The organism is Streptomyces sp. NPDC021019 (assembly GCF_044333295.1).
GTDB lineage: Bacteria > Actinomycetota > Actinomycetes > Streptomycetales > Streptomycetaceae > Streptomyces.
Genome location: NZ_JBIRQR010000007.1, coordinates 329087 through 345455 on the forward strand (window position 1 = coordinate 329087; position 16369 = coordinate 345455).

Annotated in this window: 17 protein-coding genes; 6 read left to right on the forward strand and 11 right to left on the reverse strand. The window is 72.4% G+C overall.

Annotated elements, in window-relative coordinates; all coding sequences use genetic code 11:
• Positions 1-26: 26 nt before the first annotated feature.
• From ACH4RG_RS30700 to ACH4RG_RS30715, 4 genes are all read right to left on the reverse strand, one after another.
• Positions 27-1361, reverse strand: coding sequence for a M28 family metallopeptidase (locus tag ACH4RG_RS30700; RefSeq protein ID WP_397922668.1), 1335 nt, complete (start codon positions 1359-1361; stop codon positions 27-29).
• Between the two features lie 317 nt (positions 1362-1678).
• Positions 1679-2272, reverse strand: coding sequence for a TetR/AcrR family transcriptional regulator (locus tag ACH4RG_RS30705; RefSeq protein WP_397922666.1), 594 nt, complete (start codon positions 2270-2272; stop codon positions 1679-1681).
• A gap of 49 nt (positions 2273-2321) precedes the next feature.
• Positions 2322-4025: an AMP-binding protein gene (locus tag ACH4RG_RS30710; protein WP_398540543.1), complete on the reverse strand. Its 1704-nt coding sequence runs from the start codon at positions 4023-4025 to the stop codon at positions 2322-2324.
• The gene (locus ACH4RG_RS30715; RefSeq protein ID WP_398540544.1) at positions 4022-4792 is read right to left on the reverse strand and encodes an SDR family oxidoreductase; all 771 of its coding nucleotides are present in this window, start codon (positions 4790-4792) and stop codon (positions 4022-4024) included. Before ACH4RG_RS30715 ends, ACH4RG_RS30710 begins: the two co-directional genes overlap by 4 nt.
• A gap of 245 nt (positions 4793-5037) precedes the next feature.
• Between ACH4RG_RS30715 and ACH4RG_RS30720 the strand changes: the two genes are divergently transcribed.
• Positions 5038-6318 carry an exo-beta-N-acetylmuramidase NamZ domain-containing protein gene (locus ACH4RG_RS30720; protein WP_398540545.1) on the forward strand — a complete coding sequence of 427 codons (1281 nt, stop codon included), beginning with the start codon at positions 5038-5040 and terminating at the stop codon, positions 6316-6318.
• A gap of 42 nt (positions 6319-6360) precedes the next feature.
• Here ACH4RG_RS30720 and ACH4RG_RS30725 read toward each other — a convergent pair whose 3' ends face one another.
• The gene (locus ACH4RG_RS30725; protein ID WP_398540546.1) at positions 6361-6843 is read right to left on the reverse strand and encodes a GNAT family N-acetyltransferase; all 483 of its coding nucleotides are present in this window, start codon (positions 6841-6843) and stop codon (positions 6361-6363) included.
• A gap of 232 nt (positions 6844-7075) precedes the next feature.
• Here ACH4RG_RS30725 and ACH4RG_RS30730 point away from each other — a divergent pair, with 232 nt between their 5' ends.
• A complete protein-coding gene (locus ACH4RG_RS30730; RefSeq protein ID WP_398540547.1) occupies positions 7076-7690 on the forward strand; it encodes a hypothetical protein in 615 nt (204 codons plus the stop codon).
• Positions 7691-7713: 23 nt separating this feature from the next.
• On the opposite strand, the gene soxR is transcribed toward ACH4RG_RS30730, so the two are convergent.
• Positions 7714-8190, reverse strand: coding sequence for a redox-sensitive transcriptional activator SoxR (gene soxR / locus ACH4RG_RS30735; protein ID WP_397922654.1), 477 nt, complete (start codon positions 8188-8190; stop codon positions 7714-7716).
• Positions 8191-8303: 113 nt separating this feature from the next.
• Between soxR and ACH4RG_RS30740 the strand changes: the two genes are divergently transcribed.
• Positions 8304-8765, forward strand: a complete 462-nt coding sequence (locus tag ACH4RG_RS30740) for a MaoC family dehydratase (protein ID WP_397932068.1) — start codon at positions 8304-8306, stop codon at positions 8763-8765.
• 37 nt (positions 8766-8802) lie between these two features.
• Here the strand turns inward: ACH4RG_RS30740 and ACH4RG_RS30745 are convergent, their stop codons facing one another.
• From ACH4RG_RS30745 to ACH4RG_RS30755, 3 genes are all read right to left on the reverse strand, one after another.
• Positions 8803-9435 carry a TetR/AcrR family transcriptional regulator gene (locus ACH4RG_RS30745; RefSeq protein ID WP_397932066.1) on the reverse strand — a complete coding sequence of 211 codons (633 nt, stop codon included), beginning with the start codon at positions 9433-9435 and terminating at the stop codon, positions 8803-8805.
• 87 nt (positions 9436-9522) lie between these two features.
• A complete protein-coding gene (locus tag ACH4RG_RS30750) occupies positions 9523-9813 on the reverse strand; it encodes a YiaA/YiaB family inner membrane protein (protein WP_018959586.1) in 291 nt (96 codons plus the stop codon).
• Positions 9814-9901: 88 nt separating this feature from the next.
• The gene (locus ACH4RG_RS30755; RefSeq protein WP_397923153.1) at positions 9902-11053 is read right to left on the reverse strand and encodes an acyl-CoA dehydrogenase family protein; all 1152 of its coding nucleotides are present in this window, start codon (positions 11051-11053) and stop codon (positions 9902-9904) included.
• A gap of 90 nt (positions 11054-11143) precedes the next feature.
• On the opposite strand from ACH4RG_RS30755, the gene ACH4RG_RS30760 reads away from it, so the two are divergent.
• Together ACH4RG_RS30760 and ACH4RG_RS30765 are read left to right on the forward strand one after the other, a co-directional pair.
• A complete protein-coding gene (locus tag ACH4RG_RS30760) occupies positions 11144-11821 on the forward strand; it encodes a TetR/AcrR family transcriptional regulator (RefSeq protein ID WP_397922648.1) in 678 nt (225 codons plus the stop codon).
• A 145-nt stretch (positions 11822-11966) separates the two neighbouring features.
• Positions 11967-12947, forward strand: a complete 981-nt coding sequence (locus tag ACH4RG_RS30765; RefSeq protein WP_397932063.1) for a DMT family transporter — start codon at positions 11967-11969, stop codon at positions 12945-12947.
• A 111-nt stretch (positions 12948-13058) separates the two neighbouring features.
• On the opposite strand, the gene ACH4RG_RS30770 is transcribed toward ACH4RG_RS30765, so the two are convergent.
• The gene (locus ACH4RG_RS30770; protein WP_397922644.1) at positions 13059-14141 is read right to left on the reverse strand and encodes a zinc-binding dehydrogenase; all 1083 of its coding nucleotides are present in this window, start codon (positions 14139-14141) and stop codon (positions 13059-13061) included.
• A gap of 34 nt (positions 14142-14175) precedes the next feature.
• Positions 14176-15570, reverse strand: coding sequence for an aldehyde dehydrogenase family protein (locus ACH4RG_RS30775; RefSeq protein WP_398540548.1), 1395 nt, complete (start codon positions 15568-15570; stop codon positions 14176-14178).
• Between the two features lie 278 nt (positions 15571-15848).
• On the opposite strand from ACH4RG_RS30775, the gene ACH4RG_RS30780 reads away from it, so the two are divergent.
• Entirely contained in the window at positions 15849-16349 is a 501-nt protein-coding gene (locus ACH4RG_RS30780; RefSeq protein ID WP_397922640.1) for a DinB family protein, read from the forward strand.
• The last annotated feature ends 20 nt before the right edge of the window (positions 16350-16369 follow it).

The following is a 16369-nucleotide window of genomic DNA, read 5'->3' on the forward strand; positions in this document are numbered from 1 at the left end:
GCCGCTGCCGTACGTATACGGCGGGCTCAGAAGGTGAGCTTCCAGCTGTCGATGTAGCCGGTGTCCTGACGGGCGACGTCCTGGACGCGGAGCTTCCAGGAGCCGTTGGCGACCTCGGCGGAGGCGTTGACCGTGTACGTCGTGATGACGTTGTCGGCCGAGTCGCCGCTGCTGGAGTTCTTCAGCCGGTACGCGGTGCCGTCCGGGGCCACCAGGTCGACGACCAGGTCGCCGCGCCAGGTGTGCTTGATGTCGACGCCGACCTGGAGGGCGGCCGGGGCGTTGCCCGTCCGTCCGGTGACCGTGACCGGCGAGGTCACAGCCGCTCCCCCGTCCGGGATGGCGACATCGGCGGTGTTGCTGAACACGTCCCCGGCGGGCGGTTCGCCGGTGCCGGAGGACAGGGTCCAGATGGCGTGGGCGGCGGCGTCGCTGTTGCGGTCCAGGGCGGTGTCGTTGATGTTGCTCGTGGTGTCGCAGGACGAGTGGTAGCAGCGGTCGAAGGCCTGCCCCGCGGTCCCGCCCCACTTCTGCGCCTGGGCGGCGGACTTGGTGTAGCCGGCGCCGGTGAAGAGTCCGCCGACGGGGACGCCGACGTTCTTGAACGGGGCGTGGTCGGAGCGGCCGTCGCCCTCGGTCTCGATCTCGGTGGGGACGTTCAGGCCGGCGAAGTAGTCCTTGAAGGTCTTCTCGATGACCGGGTCGTCGTCGTAGACGAAGTAGCCGGGGTTGGGCGAGCCGATCATGTCGAAGTTGAGATAGCCGGAGAGCTTGGAACGCTCGGCGGACGGCAGGTTGTTGACGTAGTACTTGGAGCCGATCAGGCCCAGCTCCTCGGCGCCCCACCAGGCGAACCGCAGGTGCTTGTCGGGCTGGTACTGGGCGCGGGAGACGGCGAGGGCGGTCTCCAGGACGCCGGCCGAGCCGGAGCCGTTGTCGTTGATCCCGGCGCCGGAGGAGACCGAGTCGAGGTGGGCCCCGGCCATCAGGACCTGGTTCGGGTCACCGCCGGGCCAGTCGGCTATCAGGTTGTAGCCGGTGGCTCCGTTGGAGGTGAACTGCTGGAGCGTGGTGGTGTATCCGGCCGCGTCGAGCTTGGCCTTCACGTAGTCGACGGACGCCTTGTAGCCGGGGCGGCCGTGGGCGCGGTTGCCGCCGTTGTTCGCGGCGATCGTCGAGAGCTGCGTGAGGTGGGCCTTGACGCCTGCCAGGGGGATGTCGGGCGCCGCGGCGGCGGCGGTCGGCGGCGCGGACGCGTCGGCGGCCTGGGCCGCCGGTGCTCCGGCTCCGAGGACGGCGGCGAGGGCGACGGCGACGACGGCCGTCGGGGATCTGCGCAGGGTGAAACGGTTCGGTCTCATTCACTGGCTCCGGATTCCGTTGGGGACTGACGGAACGTGCGGGGGGTCCCCGGCCGCGTGGTGATCCGGCCGGGTCCTGGAGCGTGGGCCCCGACAAGCGGCCCAGAGGTGCGCAATGCGTGACCGATGCTCAAGGAAATGACAGTGCTCCGTCAAGAGCGGAAACCGGACATGGCCGTTCTATTAACGAACAGTGGTTCGCCCGTGGGCTCCGGCGCCTCACCGTGGGGCAGGACATACGTCATCTACCCAGACTCACCCCGACCGGCGGAGCGGGCCAGTGGATAGCGCGATCCGCAGGCCGGCCCCGTCCCCCTCTACGGGCGCAGGGCCCGTAGCAGCAGGTCCGCGAGGTGGTCGGCGACCTCCTGGCGGCTGAGCGGGCCGTCCGGGCGGTACCAGGTGGAGAGGTGGTGGACCGAGCCGAAGTGGTAGTCGACGACCAGGTCGGCGGGGGTGGCCGAGGAGAACACGCCGCTGCGCTGGCCCTCCTCGATCAGGGCCCGGAAGCGCTCGTGGTACCGGCGGCGCTCGACGCGCACCTGCTTGTTCTTCTCGGGGCTCAGGTGGTGCATGGAGCGGAAGAAGATCGACGCGTCGTCCAGGTTGTCGATGGTCGTGACGACCACGTCGGCCGCCGCGTCGCGCAGTCGCCGCTCGATGGGCGCCTCGGCGTCCGCGAAGGCGTCCAGTCGCTCCTGCTGGAGCCGGAGCACCCGGGCGTAGACCTCCTGGAGCAGGTCCTCCTTGGAGCCGAAGTAGTGGTAGAGCGCCCCCTTGGTGACGCCCGCCGCCTCGACGATCTCCTGGACGGAGGTGCGATCGTATCCACGCTCGGCGAAAAGCCGGGTGGCGGCGGCAAGCAGCCTCTGAGGGACGGGAGTGCCGTTCTGGTCCGTCGCCTTGGCCATGAGCCGCCACCTTCCTTTCGTACCGTGCGTGCGCTGTTTCGACGTCGTTCTAACGGGGGGAACGCAGTTCCCGCCTGAGGATCTTCCCACTCGCCGTCTTCGGCAGCTCGGCCAGGATCTCCACCTCGCGCGGATACTTGTACGCGGCGAGCCGTTCCTCGCAGTGAGCGCTCAGCTCACCGGGCTCCACCGTGGCCCCCGGCCGCAGGCTCACGTACGCCCGGACCGTCTCCCCCCGGTACGCGTCGGGCACGCCCACGACGGCCGCCTCGCGCACCGCCGGGTGGGTGTGGAGGACATCCTCCACCTCGCGCGGCCACACCTTGAACCCGGAGGCGTTGATCATGTCCTTCTTGCGGTCGACGACGTACAGCCAGCCCGCCGCGTCCATGAAGCCGATGTCGCCGGTGCGCAGCTCACCGTCCGGGAAGGCGGCGGCCGTGGCCTCGGGGAGGTTCCAGTAGCCGGAGACGACCTGGGGGCCGCGCACCGCGATCTCGCCCTGCTCCCCGAAGGGGACCTCCCGGCCCGAGTCGTCGAGGATCCGTACGAAGGTGTCGGGGCCCGGTACGCCGACGGAAAGGGTGCCCGAGACCGGGTCCACCGGGGCTTCGTGCTCCGGAGGGACCGAGGCGCAGGGGGCCGTGCACTCGGTGAGTCCGTAGCCGTTGCGGAGGTACGGGCCGAAGCCCGCCCGGAACTTCCGCACGAGCGCGGGCGGCAGTGGCGCGCCGCCGGAGGAGATCACCCGGAACGAGGCGAAGTGGTCCGGGGTGGCGTCCGGATGCGCGGCCAGCGCCATGAAGGCGGTGGAGGGGCCGACGGTGTAGGCGGGGCGGTGGGCGGCGAAGGCCTCCAGGACGACGCCCGCCTCGAAGCGGTAGGCCAGGACGAGGGTGCCCACGTTGGCGACGCAGGCGGCGAGCTGGCACACCATGCCGGTGATGTGGAAGAGCGGGGCGAGCGCGAAGTAGGCGGAGCCCTCGGCGATCGGGTGGCCGGTGCGCTGGCGTTCGGCGTTGACCATGATGTTGCCGTGGGAGTTCTTCGCACCCTTGGGGGTGCCGCTCGTCCCGGAGGTGTAGCTGATCAGCGCAGTGTCGGCGGCGGTGAGCTCCCGGCCGGCCGGGAGCGGGTTCCCGGCGCGGGCAGCGGTGAGCAGATCGTTCGCGAGGCCGTCCGGGCCGGGGGCCGGGAGCCGTTCGAAACCGAGGACGCGGGGGTCGTTCACGGTCTGGAGGTCCAGCTCGCAGGCGGTGAGCACGACGGTGAGGTGCGGGGCCGCCGCCGCGGTCTCCCGCAGATACCCCTCCCACGCCCGGTCCGAGCAGATCAGCGCGGTGACCCCGGCGTCCGCGAGGACGTGGCCGACCTCGCCGGACTTGTACATCGGGTTGAGGGGGACGACGGTCGCGCCCGCCTTCCAGGCGCCGAGCAGCGCGAGGACGAAGTGCGGGCTGTTCTGGAGCATGATCGCGACCCGGTCCCCGCGGCGCAGCCCGCGGGCGGCGAGGTGTCCGGCCACCGAGTCGGACAGCTCGTCGGTCTCCCGGTAGCTCAGGCGGCCGTCGAAGTAGGCCAGGGCCGGGTGCTCGGGTGCGCGCCCGACCGCGGCGCGGAAGGCGTGCAGCACGGACGCGGGCGGGGTGACGGGGGCGCGCTGGGCGTCGCTGAGCAGGGCGAGCCACGGCTGGGCCGCGTAGATCGAGCCGCCGGGGGCCGGGGTGGCGGGGGCGGGGGTCGGGTCGTTCACGCGCCGCTCGCCTCCCACTTCTGCTGGAGGCGGTTCATACTGCCCATCCACCGGTCGGGATCGGCGGCGCGGGCATGGTAGTAGCCGGCCACCTCGGGGTGCGGCAGGACCAGGAAGCGGTCGGCGTCCATCGCCTCGAACAGCGCGGCGGCGACCGCGTCCGGCTCGATGGCGCCGGGAGCGAGGACCAGCTCGCCGGCCGAACCGGCGGCGGTGAGCATGTCGGTGCGCACGCCCTGCGGGCAGATCGCGTGGACCTTGACCCCGCGATGGCGGTAGGTGAGCGAGAGCCACTCGGCGAAGGCGACCGCACCGTGCTTGGTGACGCTGTACGGGGCCGCGCCGATCATCGTGAGCAGCCCGGCGGCGGAGGCGGTGGTGACGAACCGGCCGCTGCCGCGCTCCAGCCAGTGGGGCAGGAGGGCCCTGGCCGCGCGGACATGGGCCATCACGTTGACGTCCCAGGCGGCCGCCCAGACCTCCTCGTCGGCGAACACGTCGCCGGGCGAGGCCAGGCCCGCGTTGGCGCAGTAGACGTCCACCGTGCCGTCCAGCGCCTCCCGGGCGGCGTCGACCGCGCCCGAGGCGTCCCCGGCGACGGCGAAGCCGCCGATCTCCTTCGCGAGCGGCTCGATCCGCGCGAGGTCGAGGTCGTTGACGACGACCCGCGCGCCCCCGGCGGCGAACCTGCGGGCCAGAGCGGCGCCGATGCCGCCTCCGGCCCCTGTGACCACTACTCCGGCGCCCTGCACCGTACACATCGTCATCCCGCCCTTCCCATCCGGCTGCACCGGCAGACTAACCGGTCGGTATGTGCTCCGGGAAGGGGCGGGAACGGACCGGCCGGGGCCGGGAGCGAGCACCCGGAAAGGCCGCGAGGAGGCAGGGGGAGGCCGGGAGGAGCGAGGCGCCCGGCTCGGGGAATCCGGCGCGGTCCAGGTCGTTCCGCGCGGCCCCGGCCCGCGCTAGCCTGCGTGGCCATGACAGTCGGCGCGATCATGGAGGTAGCGGAATGAGCCTGTCCCGACGTGGTGTGCTGGCCGCGGGAGGCGCCGTGGGCGCGCTCGCGGCGACAGTGGCCGGCACCGGTCCCGCCGCGGCGACCGCCGCTCCCGTTCGCGGCCCCGGGCCCGGGCGCCGCCGGGTGCTCACCGGTTTCGACCGGCTGGCGGCCGACGGCTACCGGCTGCTGCGGGGCCAGAAGGTCGGGATCGTCACCAACCCGACCGGCGTCACGGCGGACGTCCGGCACATCGTCGACGTGATGCACCCGGACGCGCGGGTGGACCTGACCGCCGTCTTCGGCCCCGAGCACGGGTTCCGGGGCACCGCGCAGGCGGGCGGCTCCGAGGGCCGCTACGACGACCCGGCGACCGGGCTGCCGGTGTACGACACGTACCTCAAGAGCGGGCAGCCGCTCGCGGACGTCTTCACCGCCTCGGGCGTGGACACGGTCCTCTTCGACATCCAGGACGCGGGCGCGCGCTTCTACACGTACATCTGGACGCTGTACGACTGCATGGAGGCGGCGGCGCTCGCGGGCAAGCGCCTCGTCGTGCTGGACCGGCCGAACCCGGTGACCGGACGGGCTGCGCTGGGCCCGGTGCTGGACCCGGCGTTCGGCACGTTCGTCGGCCGCCGGGAGATCGCCCAGGCGCACGGGATGACGGTGGCGGAGCTGGCGTTGTTCTTCAACGCGGAGTTCCTGCTCGAGAATCCGGCGCGGCTGGACGTGGTGACGATGTCGGGGTGGCGGCGCTCGGACTTCTTCGACGAGACCGGGCTGCCGTGGGTGCCGCCGAGCCCGAACATGCCGACGCCCGAGACGGCGCTCGTCTACTCCGGCACCTGTCTCTTCGAGGGCACGAACCTCTCCGAGGGCCGCGGCACCACGCGCCCCTTCGAGCTGCTGGGCGCGGAGGGCGTCGACCACCGCTGGGCGGCCGCCGCGAACGCCCTGGAGCTGCCGGGGGTGGCCTTCCGCGAGGCGTACTTCGCGCCGACCTTCTCCAAGTTCGCGGGGAAGACGGTGGGCGGGGTGCAGGTGCACGTACAGGACCGGGAGGTCTTCGACCCGGTCCGCACCGGGATCGCCCTGCTGGTGACGGCGAAGCAGAGCTGGAGCGGCTTCGCCTGGCGGCCGGACAACTGGATCGACAAGCTCACCGGGAACACCCGGGTCCGCACGATGATCGACGCGGGCGCGGACACCGACACCGTGGTACGGGCATGGCAGCAGGACCTGTCGGCGTTCCGGGCGAAGCGGCGGAGGTATCTGCGGTACGGCGGGTAGCGCGGGCGTCCCGGGCCCGGCCGCCGGGCCCGGGACGGCGGTTCAGCCGGTCAGGTCCAGGTCACCGAGGCACTCGTCGTCCTCGGTGATGCCCCGCTTGCGGTAGCCGAGCCGGAGGTAGAACTCCTCCGGTCCGCCCTCGCCGGGCTTCCAGGTCACGGTCGAGACCGTTCCGCCCCGCCGCCGGATCTCCTCGTTCACCGCCCCCACGGCGAACCGCCCATAGCCCCGGCCCTGCTCGTCGGCGGCGACGGCGAGCCGCCAGAGCCCGGAGCGGGGCGGGGCGTCCGGCGCCCCGGCGTCGAAGTCGAACGGCACGTCGAAGAAGGCCATCACGAAACCGACGACGCGCTCACCGTCACAGATCAGCCGGGGCCAGGCGATGTCGGGATACACATAGGCCTCGGCCAGGGACTGGGCGACCGGGGAGACGAACACGCGCTGCTCTGGGGCGACTTCCAGCCGACAGGCGGCGAGCACGTTGTCGGGGGTCACCTTTTCCAGGCGCGGACGAGCTGTTGTCATGGGGGAACCCAACCGCACGGGACCGTGACACCGCCATCGGATTTCGCCACCCGCGCGAGAAGTGCGCCCTCGCACCCCCCGTCCGCGCGCCGCTTCGCTCTCGCCCGAGGCACCCCTTCCCACATGGGGAGTCTCGGCCAATGGACGGATTCCATCTTTCGATGGAGCCGAAACGGGCAGGCGTACGTCCATTCCTTGACGTCCAAGGACGAGCGACGGAGGTGGCGGTGTCATGGCCGGTTTCCGGAGTCTTGCGAGACAGGTCCGCGATCCGATGGGGGATCTGGCCCTGCGGCGGTATTCGCTGCGCAAGTGTTTGGAGAGGTTCGCCCCGTACGGGCACCGGGCGACCTGGGACCATCTGTGCGCCCGGCACGGGATCGATCCCGAGGACCGGGCGCCCGATCCGGTGCGCCTGGTGGGCGCGCTGGACGAACTGGAGGAGGCGCGGGCGGTGTGGCTCGCGTACGAGGCGGGGTTCGCCGAGCGGCGGCGGCGCGAGAAGCACGCGGGGCTGCGGCGACCCGGGGCGTTCGACGACTGGCACCGCCGCACCTGGGGCGGGCACGGGGTGGCCCGCTGCTCCGACCCGGACATCCATCCCACCGAGCCGCTCGCCGAGGTCCTGCGCCGCCTGATCGCGGCTCTGGGCGCCGACCCCGGCTCCGCCTGCCCGGTCTGCGCGGACACCGGCATCGAGTGGCGGCAGGAGCGGGGCGAGGCGCCTTGGGCGGGCCCGGTGTGCACGGCCTGCGGGATCGCGGTGCCGCAGCCCGCCCTGACCGACCGCACCCTGGCCAGGGCGCGGCTGCCACGGCACCGGAGGCCGGCCACAACAGCGGCGTGAGGCCTCGCGCCCGCGCCCCTGAACTATTTACGCCTGGGTGGCTGCCGGCCCTCGGGCATCAGGCGGGAACCGGTGATCCGCTCACCGACGACGTCGTCGGGGTTGGACAGCACACAGGTCTCCAGTGAGAGACAGCCGCATCCGATGCAGTCGGTCAGATGGTCGCGCAGGCGGTGCAACTGCCCGATGCGATCGTCCAGTTCCTGGCGCCAGACCTCGGAGAGGCGGGCCCAGTCCTCGCGGGTCGGCGTGCGCTCCTCGGGCAGTTCGGCGAGCGCCTCCCGGATCGTGACCAGGGGAATACCGACGCGCTGGGCCGCCCGGACGAAGGCGACCCGGCGCAGCGCGTCCCGCGAGTAGCGGCGCTGGTTGCCGCTGGTGCGGCTGCTGCTGATCAGGCCTTTGGCCTCGTAGAAGTGCAGGGCCGAGACGGCCGCGCCGCTGCGCGCCGAGAGCTGGCCGACCGAGAGTTCGTGGAGTGTCTGTGGAATCTGGGGCACCCCTCGAATCTACTGCCATGTCGTTGACAGGAACGCGCCGCACAACGATGCTGAGCAAGCGCTTAGACATCGCGCCTGATGGTGCGCCGAGCCGGAAGGCAGGAACCGGGAACATGGCAGAGCCGAGGATCTTCACGTCCGCGCAGGAGCTGCGCGACGGAGTGGGCGAGCAGCTGGGACACAGCGACTGGCTGGAGATCGACCAGGAGAGGGTCGACCGGTTCGCCGACGCGACCGGCGACCACCAGTGGATCCACGTGGACCCGGAGCGGGCGAAGGACGGGCCGTTCGGCACGACCATCGCGCACGGCTATCTGACGCTCTCCCTGCTGCCCGCGCTGGTGCCGCAGGTGATGCGGGTCGAGGGCATGAAGATGGGCATCAACTACGGGACCAACAAGGTCCGTTTCCCCTCGACCGTCCCGGTCGGCTCACGGCTGCGGGCGACGGCGGTACTGCGCGACGTCGAGGAGACCGGCGGCGGCGTACAGGTCACGGCGGTCGTCACGGTCGAGCGCGAGGGCAGCGGGAAGCCGGCCTGCGTCGCCGAGTCGGTGTCCCGCTACTACTTCTGACACCCCGGAAACCGTCGGCCGCTTCCGGAGCCGCCGGCTACTTCCGGGCCCGCCCGGCTCCGACCATCCGCAGGACGAGGCCGGCGTACAGTTCGCCGACCTCGTCGGGGGTGCGGGTGCCCCGGGCGTTGAACCAGCGGGCCACGTCGATGCAGAGGGAGAGCACCGCGAGGGCGGTGCCGGGGACGTCGGGGACGTCGAACTCGCCGTCCCGCACCCCTTCGCCGATGATCCGGCGCACCACCGCGTCGCTCCTGCGCCGCAGCGCGACGATCTCGGTGCGGTGCTCCTCGCCGAGCGCGTCGAGCTCGTACTGCACGACCCGGGCGGTGGTGTGGCGCTCCGCGTGCCAGCGGACGAAGGACCGGACGGCTCCCGCGAGGCGTTCGCCGGCCGTGCCGTCGCGGTCGGCCTCGGCCGTGAGCACGTTCAGCGCCCGCTCATGACCGAGCTTGCTGATCCGGTGGAGCAGCTCTTCCTTGGTCTTGTAGTGGATGTAGAGCGCGGCCGGGCTCATCCCGGCCCGGCCGGCGATGTCGCGGGTGGTGGTCGCGTGATACCCGCGCTCGGCGAAGGCGTCCACGGCGGCGACGAGGAGCCGCCTGGCCGCCTCGGGAGTGACCTCGCCCCACGGCGCGTCCTCGCCGCTCGTCTCCTCCGCCGCACACATCGCCCAGGGCCCCTCTCCGTCAGCAGGACGAACACCATACCCCGAACCTGAGCAAGCGCTTAGCGGCCACCCCGCCGATCCCGGCGGTCAGAGCTTCTGGAAGGGGTCGTGCTCGGCGAGGATCTTCTCCAGCCGGGCCTGGTCCACCCGGCTGACGATCTGCCCGGCCTCCTGGCGGTCCCTGATCACCTTGGCGAGCGTGAAGCAGGACGTGACGAGGTAGAGCACACCGATGGCGAGGAAGCCGCGCACCCAGGCGTCGGCGTCGAGGAAGAAGATGCCGAAGGCGACCGCGCCGATCGCCACCATGAAGGAGGCCACGGCCTGCATGTAGAAGGCGGCGGTGCTCTGCTGCTTGACCGATGTCGTGTCACTCATGGGCTCAGCATCCGCTGACGTGGCGCACGCCACATCCGCGCCCGTACTCAGGCTCGTACTCAGACACCCGTACGAAGCCGCGAGCCGGTCAGAAGGCGGAGACGCCGGTCAGCGCGCGCCCGATGATCAGCTTCTGGATCTGGCTGGTGCCCTCGTAGAGCGTCATCACACGGGCGTCCCGCAGCAGCTTGCCGACCGGGTACTCGTCGATGTAGCCGTAGCCGCCGAAGACCTGGAGGGCGTTGTTGGCGCAGCGGACGGCGGCCTCGGACGCGTACAGCTTGGCCTTGGACGCGGCGGTGGCGAACTCCTGCCCCCGGTCGATCAGGTCGGCGACCCGCCAGGTCAGCAGCCGGGCCGCGTCCACGTCCACGGCGATGTCGCTGAGCAGCTCCTGGACGAGCTGATGGCGGGCGATGGCCTTGCCGAACTGTTCGCGCTCGCCGGCGTAGCGCACGGCCGCGTCCAGAGCGGCCTGCGCGATGCCCACGCAGCCCGCCGCGACGGACATCCGCCCCTTGGCCAAAGCCGACATGGCGATGGAGAAGCCCTTGCCCTCGGGCCCGAGGAGGCAAGCGGCCGGTATCCGGACGTCCTGGAGGACCAGTTCGGCGGTGGCCTGGCCGCGCAGGCCGAGCTTGCCGTGGATGGTGCGGCGGGTGAGGCCGGGGGTGTCGGTGGGGACGAGGAAGGCGGAGACACCCCGGTGGCCGGGGGCGTCGTTCGTCCGCGCGAAGAGCAGCACGACATCGGCCCAGGTCCCGTTGGTGATGAACGTCTTGGCGCCGTTGACGACGTAGTCACCGCCGTCGAGCACGGCCCGGGTGGCGAGGTTCCCGGCGTCCGAGCCGGTGCCGGGCTCGGTGAGGCCGAAGCAGCCGATCGCCTCGCCGGAGGTGAGCCGCGGCAGCCAGGCCCGCTTCTGCTCCTCGTCGCCCCAGGACGCGACGGTCTTGGCGACCAGCCCGAGCGATACGGAGACGATGCCGCGCACCGAGGAGTCGCCGCGCCCCAACTCCTCGGTGACCAGGCAGTAGGACAGGTGGTCACCGCCGGATCCGCCGTACTCCTCGGGGACGGTCAGACCGAGGAAGCCGAGGCCTCCGAGCTTCTTCACGATCGACCTGTCGACATTCTCGGCGCGGTCCCACGCGACGACATGGGGGGCGACCTCGCGGGCGACGAAGTCCTCGGCCAGCTTCCGGACGGCTTCCTGCTCCTCGCTGAGCGTCAGGTCCATCATGCCCACCCACTGCCTCTGACGAGCGCCGCTCCGGGCGCTTTGATTAGCACTGCTAGTTTTTGGTTCGCAGGCCCTACTATGAGCCGCATGGCCCGACCGCGCAAGCCCCTCCTGAGCAGAGACCGCATCGTCGGGGCGGCGAGCGCGCTCGTGGACTCCGAAGGGCTGGACGCCGTCTCCACGCGTCGGCTGGCGGCGGTCCTGGGCGTCAGCGGCCCTTCGCTCTACAACCACTTCCGCAACAAGGAGGAGATCCTCGACGCCGTCGCCGACGCGGTCTCCGTACAGGTCGATCTGTCGATGTTCGAGGAGTCGGACCCGCGCGACTGGCGCGAGGCCCTGCACGACTGGGCGCTCTCCTACCGGGCCGCCCTCGCCGCGCACCCGCACATCGTCCCGGTCCTCGCCCGGGGCCCCGGGCGGCGCCCGGCGGGGCTGCGGGTCGCCGACGCGGTGTTCGGGGCGATGGTGGGGGCGGGGTGGCCGCCCGCGCAGGCGACCCGGATCGGGGCGCTCATGCGCTACTTCATCACCGGCTCGGCGCTGGGCTCCTTCGCCGGGGGCTTCGTCGACGACGAGACCGCCTACGACCCCGCCGACTATCCGCACCTCGGCCAGGCCCACCTGCTCGCCGACCACCGCCGCCAGGTCGACGAAGGGGCCTTCGGGACCGGGCTGCGGGCCCTGCTGGACGGGCTGGCGATCCAGTACGAGCAGTACGCGCGGCCCACGGACGAGCGCCCCTCCGGCCCGTCCGGCGTTTGAGAACGGAACCGGTACCGCGGAAAGGCAGCGCCCCGGGGCCCTCCCCGAACACGGGACGGGGCCGGGGTGGGCCGGCCCGGCCGTCGATTGACGGTCCTCGACAATTCGGTGGGGGCCGCAGCGTTCCGGCTCTACGGTCGTGGCCATGACGACGACCTCGACACCCCTGCCGGTCTCCCCGCCGGCCCACCGCTGGCGCGCCACCGCCGCCGCCTGCACCACCGTCGTGCTGTGGGCCTCCGCCTTCGTGTCCATCCGGAGTGCGGGCGAGTCCTACTCCCCCGGCGCTCTCGCCCTCGGGCGGCTGGTGACGGGCGCGCTGGTACTCGGGGCGATCCTCCTCGTACGGCGGGAGGGGCTGCCCGGGCGCGGCGCCTGGCGCGGAATCATCACGTCCGGCGTGCTGTGGTTCGGGCTGTACATGGTGGCGCTCAACTGGGGCGAGCAGGAGGTCGACGCCGGGACGGCGGCGATGCTGGTGAACATCGGCCCCATCCTGATGGCCCTGATGGGCTCCCGCATGCTCGGCGAGGGACTGCCGCGCCGCCTGCTGCTGGGAATGGGCATCTCGTTCTCGGGCGCTGTCGTCGTCGGCCTGGCGATGTCCGGGCACGGCAGCTCCTCCGTACTGGGCGTGGCACTCTGCCTGCTGGCCGCGGTGGTCTACGCGCTGGGCGTGGTCAGCCAGAAGCCGGCGCTCGCGCACGGCTCCTCGCTGCAGATCAACACCTTCGGCTGCGTGATCGGCGCCGTCGCCTGTCTGCCGTTCACCGGGGTGCTGGTCTCCGAGGCGTCCGACGCCCCCATGTCCGCCACGCTGAACATGATCTATCTGGGCGTCTTCCCGACCGCGCTGGCCTTCACCACCTGGGGCTATGCCCTGGCCCGGACCACCGCGGGCCGGATGGGCGCCACCACGTACGCCGTCCCGGCGCTGGTGGTGCTCATGGCGTGGCTGCTGCTGGACGAGGTGCCGACGCTGCTCGGGGTCCTCGGCGGGCTGCTCTGCCTGGTCGGGGTGGCGGTCTCCCGGAGCCGTCAGCAGGCCGGGGGCGCACACGGAGAGCCGGCCCGGCCGGTGGAGGGGCCCCGTCATGACGAGGAGCGCCGAGCGGAACGGACGTAGCGGGGCCTCCCGGCTGTTCGGGGAGGGCGGGATGGACGCCCGGCCGCTGGAGCCCGGTGACGTCGACGTGCCGGGCCACGGACTTCCAGCGGGTCACGGAGTTCCGGCGGATCACGGGAAGACGACCAGGGCGCGGCCCCCCTTGCCCGCGATCATGTTGTCGAAGGCGGCGGGGATGCCGCCGAGGGCGATGTGCTCGGTGACCATCATCGACAGGTCGAAGCGGCCGGCGCGGATGTGGCCGGCGAGGACGGGCAGATCGCGGGCCGGGTCGCTGTTGCCGTAGACGCAGCCCGTCAGGGACCTGCCCCAGTGGAAGATCTCCAGGGCGTTGAAGGTGACCTCCTGGTCCTTGCCGCCGATCCCGACGACCGTGGTGCGCCCGCCTCGCCGGGTGGACTCCCAGGCGGCCCGGATGGACGCGGGCCGGCCGACGCACTCGACGGCGACGTCCGTGCCCCGGCCGCCGGTCAGTCCCCGGATCTCGCGCGGGGTGGTGGCGGAGGCGATGACGTAGTCGGTGGCTCCCGCCTGCCGGGCCAGCTTCTCCTTGGCCGGGGAGACGTCGACCGCGATGATCCGGGAGGCGCCCGCGATCCGGGCGGCCTGGAGCACGGCGAGGCCGACGCCGCCGATCCCCAGGACGACGACGCTCTCGCCCTCGCGGACCCGGGCGCTGTGGTGGACCGCCCCGTAGCCGGTCAGGACCGCGCAGCCGAGGAGGGCGGCGTCGGTGAGCGGGATGCCGTCGGGGGCGCGGAGGACGCAGTTCGCGGCGACGACGGTCTCCTCCGCGAAGGCCGCGACGTTCAGGCCGGGGTGGAGGTCGGTGCCGTCGGCCGTACGGGCGTGGAGGTTGGCGGTCCCCTTCAGGGCGTCGGCGCAGAGCCAGACCTCGCCGATCCCGCAGTGGAAGCAGGCCCCGCAGGAGGGGGCCCAGTTGAGGACCACGCCGTCGCCGGGGGCCACATGCGTGACGCCATCGCCGACCGCCAGGACCGTACCGGCGCCCTCGTGGCCGAGGACGGCGGGGACCGGGACCCGCATGGTGCCGTTGGACAGGGACAGGTCGGAGTGACAGACGCCGGCGGCGGCGAGGGAGACGCGCACCTGGCCGGGGCCGGGCTCCGGCAGGACGATGTCGGTGATCTCCAGCGGAGCTCCGACGGCGGGCAGTACGGCGGCGCGGACCACGAGCAGGCTCCTTGTGCGGAATGGGTTACGGGGATCAGAACTGGAGCGACTTGGTCTGGAGGTACTCCGCCAGACCGTGCGGCCCCAGCTCGCGTCCCACCCCCGACTGCTTGTAACCGCCGAACGGGGCCAGCGGGTTGAACCGTCCGCCGTTGATGTCGACCTGTCCGGTGTCCATCCGGCGGGCGAACGCCACCGCCTCCTCGTCGTCGGCGGCCCACACGGCGCCGGCGAGCCCGTACACGGTGTCGTTGGCGATACGGAGGGCGTCGTCCACGTTCTCGTACCGCAGGATCGAGATCACCGGGCCGAAGATCTCCTCGCGGGCGATCGTCATGTCCGGGGTGACGTCGGCGAAGACGGTCGGGCTGACGTAGTAGCCGGTCTCCAGGGGCGCGTCCGGGCCGCCCGCGACCAGCCGGGCGCCCTCCTCGACCCCCTTGGTGATGTAACCGCGCACCCGGGCCCGCTGCCTGGCGTTGACGAGCGGACCGACCCGCTCGCCGACCGCGTACTTGGTGACGGCGTTCGCCGCGAGCTCCACGGCCTCCTCGTACCGCTCGGCGTCCACCAGCATCCGGGTCCAGGCGCTGCACGTCTGGCCGGAGTTGGTCATCACGTTGGCGATGCCGACGTTGACCGCCCTGGCCAGGTCCGCGCCGGGCAGGATCACGTTGGCGGACTTGCCGCCCAGCTCCAGGGCGACCCGCTTGACGGCGGCCCCGGCGGTGGCGCCGATCCGCCGGCCCACGGCGGTGGAACCGGTGAACGAGACCAGGTCGACGTCCTCGTGGGCGGCGAGCGCCTGGCCGGCGACCGGTCCGAGGCCGGTGACGAGGTTGAAGACGCCCGGCGGCAGACCGGCCGCCTCGGTGGCCTCCGCGAAGAGCTGCGCGGTGAGCGGGGTGTCCTCGGCGGGCTTGAGGACGACGGTGCAGCCCGCGGCGAGGGCGGGAGCGACCTTGGCGACGATCTGGTGGAGCGGGTAGTTCCAGGGGGTGATCGCGCCGACCACGCCCACCGGCTCCAGCAGCACGGTGGAGTTGCCGATCCGCTCCTCGAAGGCGTGGCGGGCGGCCAGTTCGGCGTACGAGGCGGCCACCAGCACGGGCACGCTCGCATGGACCATCTGGGACAGCGGCAGCGGCGAGCCCAGCTCGGCGGTGATGGTCTCGGCCAGCGTGTCCTTGCGGGCCGCCAGCGCGTCGGCCAGCGCGGTGAGCCGGGCGGCGCGCTCGGCGGGCGGGGTCGCGGCCCAGGCGGGGAAGGCAGCCCGCGCCGCCCGTACCGCCGCGTCGACGTCCTCGGCCGTCCCCGCCGGCACGTGGGCGATGACCTGCTCGTCGGCCGGGTTCACCACCGCGATCGTGTCCTGGCCGACGGCGGGGCGCCACGCACCGTCGATGTACATCTGGTCATGGGCCTTCATGGCTGTTTCCTCCCGGACGTGCGGTGCGGAGCCGTGCTGTGCGGAGCGCCGAAGCCGTGCGGCGCGAGGCAGCACGACGCACCCGCCCAAACTAGCGCCGTTAGTTTTCTGACGCCAGGGAGCCTTGGGAGACGCCGGTCACGCCCGGCGCGCACGCCCCGGCACCAGCACCCCCGCCTCGCGCCGCCTTGCCGTTACGGCATGATCCCTTGCCCTGGCGGCAGTGGACCGGCGAAGACTGGAACGAGCACGTGACCCCGCATCCCCAGGAGGTACCCATGACCGCCGAACACCGCCCGCGACGCCGCCGGGACACCCCGCCGCCCCGGACCGGGGGCAGCGAGGCCGAGGTGCTGCGCGGCTTCCTCGACTATCTGCGCGACTCGATCGCCGCGAAGGTCGAGGGAGCCCCGGAACCGGAGGCCCGCGCCGCCGCGGTGCCCTCGGGCACGAATCTGCTCGGCCTGCTCAACCACCTGACGTCCGTCGAGCGGTCCCTGTTCCTCGGGAAGCGGGTCGCCGACTGGCCGGCGACCTTCCACGCCGCCCCCGCGGACGGCGTGGCCGAGGTCGTCGCCCGCTACCGGGAGGCGGTCGCGGAGGCGAACGGCGCACTCGACACGTGCACCGACCTCGGCGCGCCGGTGCCCCGCCCCCGCCCGGACGACCCCGCCCCCAGCGTCCGTTGGGCCCTCACGCACATGATCGAGGAGACCGGTCGTCATGCCGGTCACGCGGACATCCTCCGTGAGCTGGCCGACGGCTCGACGGGGCGCTGAGCCGACCTGGGAATGACGCG

Excerpts from the sequence above, each read along its gene's own strand:
- ACH4RG_RS30745 (WP_397932066.1), bottom strand. The coding sequence starts at position 9,435 with ATGTGTGCGGCGGAGGAGACGAGCGGCGAGGACGCGCCGTGGGGCGAG.
- ACH4RG_RS30720 (WP_398540545.1), top strand. The coding sequence starts at position 5,038 with ATGAGCCTGTCCCGACGTGGTGTGCTGGCCGCGGGAGGCGCCGTGGGC.
- ACH4RG_RS30765 (WP_397932063.1), top strand. The coding sequence starts at position 11,967 with ATGACGACGACCTCGACACCCCTGCCGGTCTCCCCGCCGGCCCACCGC.
- ACH4RG_RS30750 (WP_018959586.1), bottom strand. The coding sequence starts at position 9,813 with ATGAGTGACACGACATCGGTCAAGCAGCAGAGCACCGCCGCCTTCTAC.
- ACH4RG_RS30725 (WP_398540546.1), bottom strand. The coding sequence starts at position 6,843 with ATGACAACAGCTCGTCCGCGCCTGGAAAAGGTGACCCCCGACAACGTG.
- ACH4RG_RS30775 (WP_398540548.1), bottom strand. The coding sequence starts at position 15,570 with ATGAAGGCCCATGACCAGATGTACATCGACGGTGCGTGGCGCCCCGCC.
- ACH4RG_RS30705 (WP_397922666.1), bottom strand. The coding sequence starts at position 2,272 with ATGGCCAAGGCGACGGACCAGAACGGCACTCCCGTCCCTCAGAGGCTG.
- ACH4RG_RS30755 (WP_397923153.1), bottom strand. The coding sequence starts at position 11,053 with ATGGACCTGACGCTCAGCGAGGAGCAGGAAGCCGTCCGGAAGCTGGCC.
- ACH4RG_RS30730 (WP_398540547.1), top strand. The coding sequence starts at position 7,076 with ATGGCCGGTTTCCGGAGTCTTGCGAGACAGGTCCGCGATCCGATGGGG.
- ACH4RG_RS30715 (WP_398540544.1), bottom strand. The coding sequence starts at position 4,792 with ATGACGATGTGTACGGTGCAGGGCGCCGGAGTAGTGGTCACAGGGGCC.
- ACH4RG_RS30700 (WP_397922668.1), bottom strand. The coding sequence starts at position 1,361 with ATGAGACCGAACCGTTTCACCCTGCGCAGATCCCCGACGGCCGTCGTC.
- ACH4RG_RS30740 (WP_397932068.1), top strand. The coding sequence starts at position 8,304 with ATGGCAGAGCCGAGGATCTTCACGTCCGCGCAGGAGCTGCGCGACGGA.
- ACH4RG_RS30760 (WP_397922648.1), top strand. The coding sequence starts at position 11,144 with ATGGCCCGACCGCGCAAGCCCCTCCTGAGCAGAGACCGCATCGTCGGG.
- ACH4RG_RS30780 (WP_397922640.1), top strand. The coding sequence starts at position 15,849 with ATGACCGCCGAACACCGCCCGCGACGCCGCCGGGACACCCCGCCGCCC.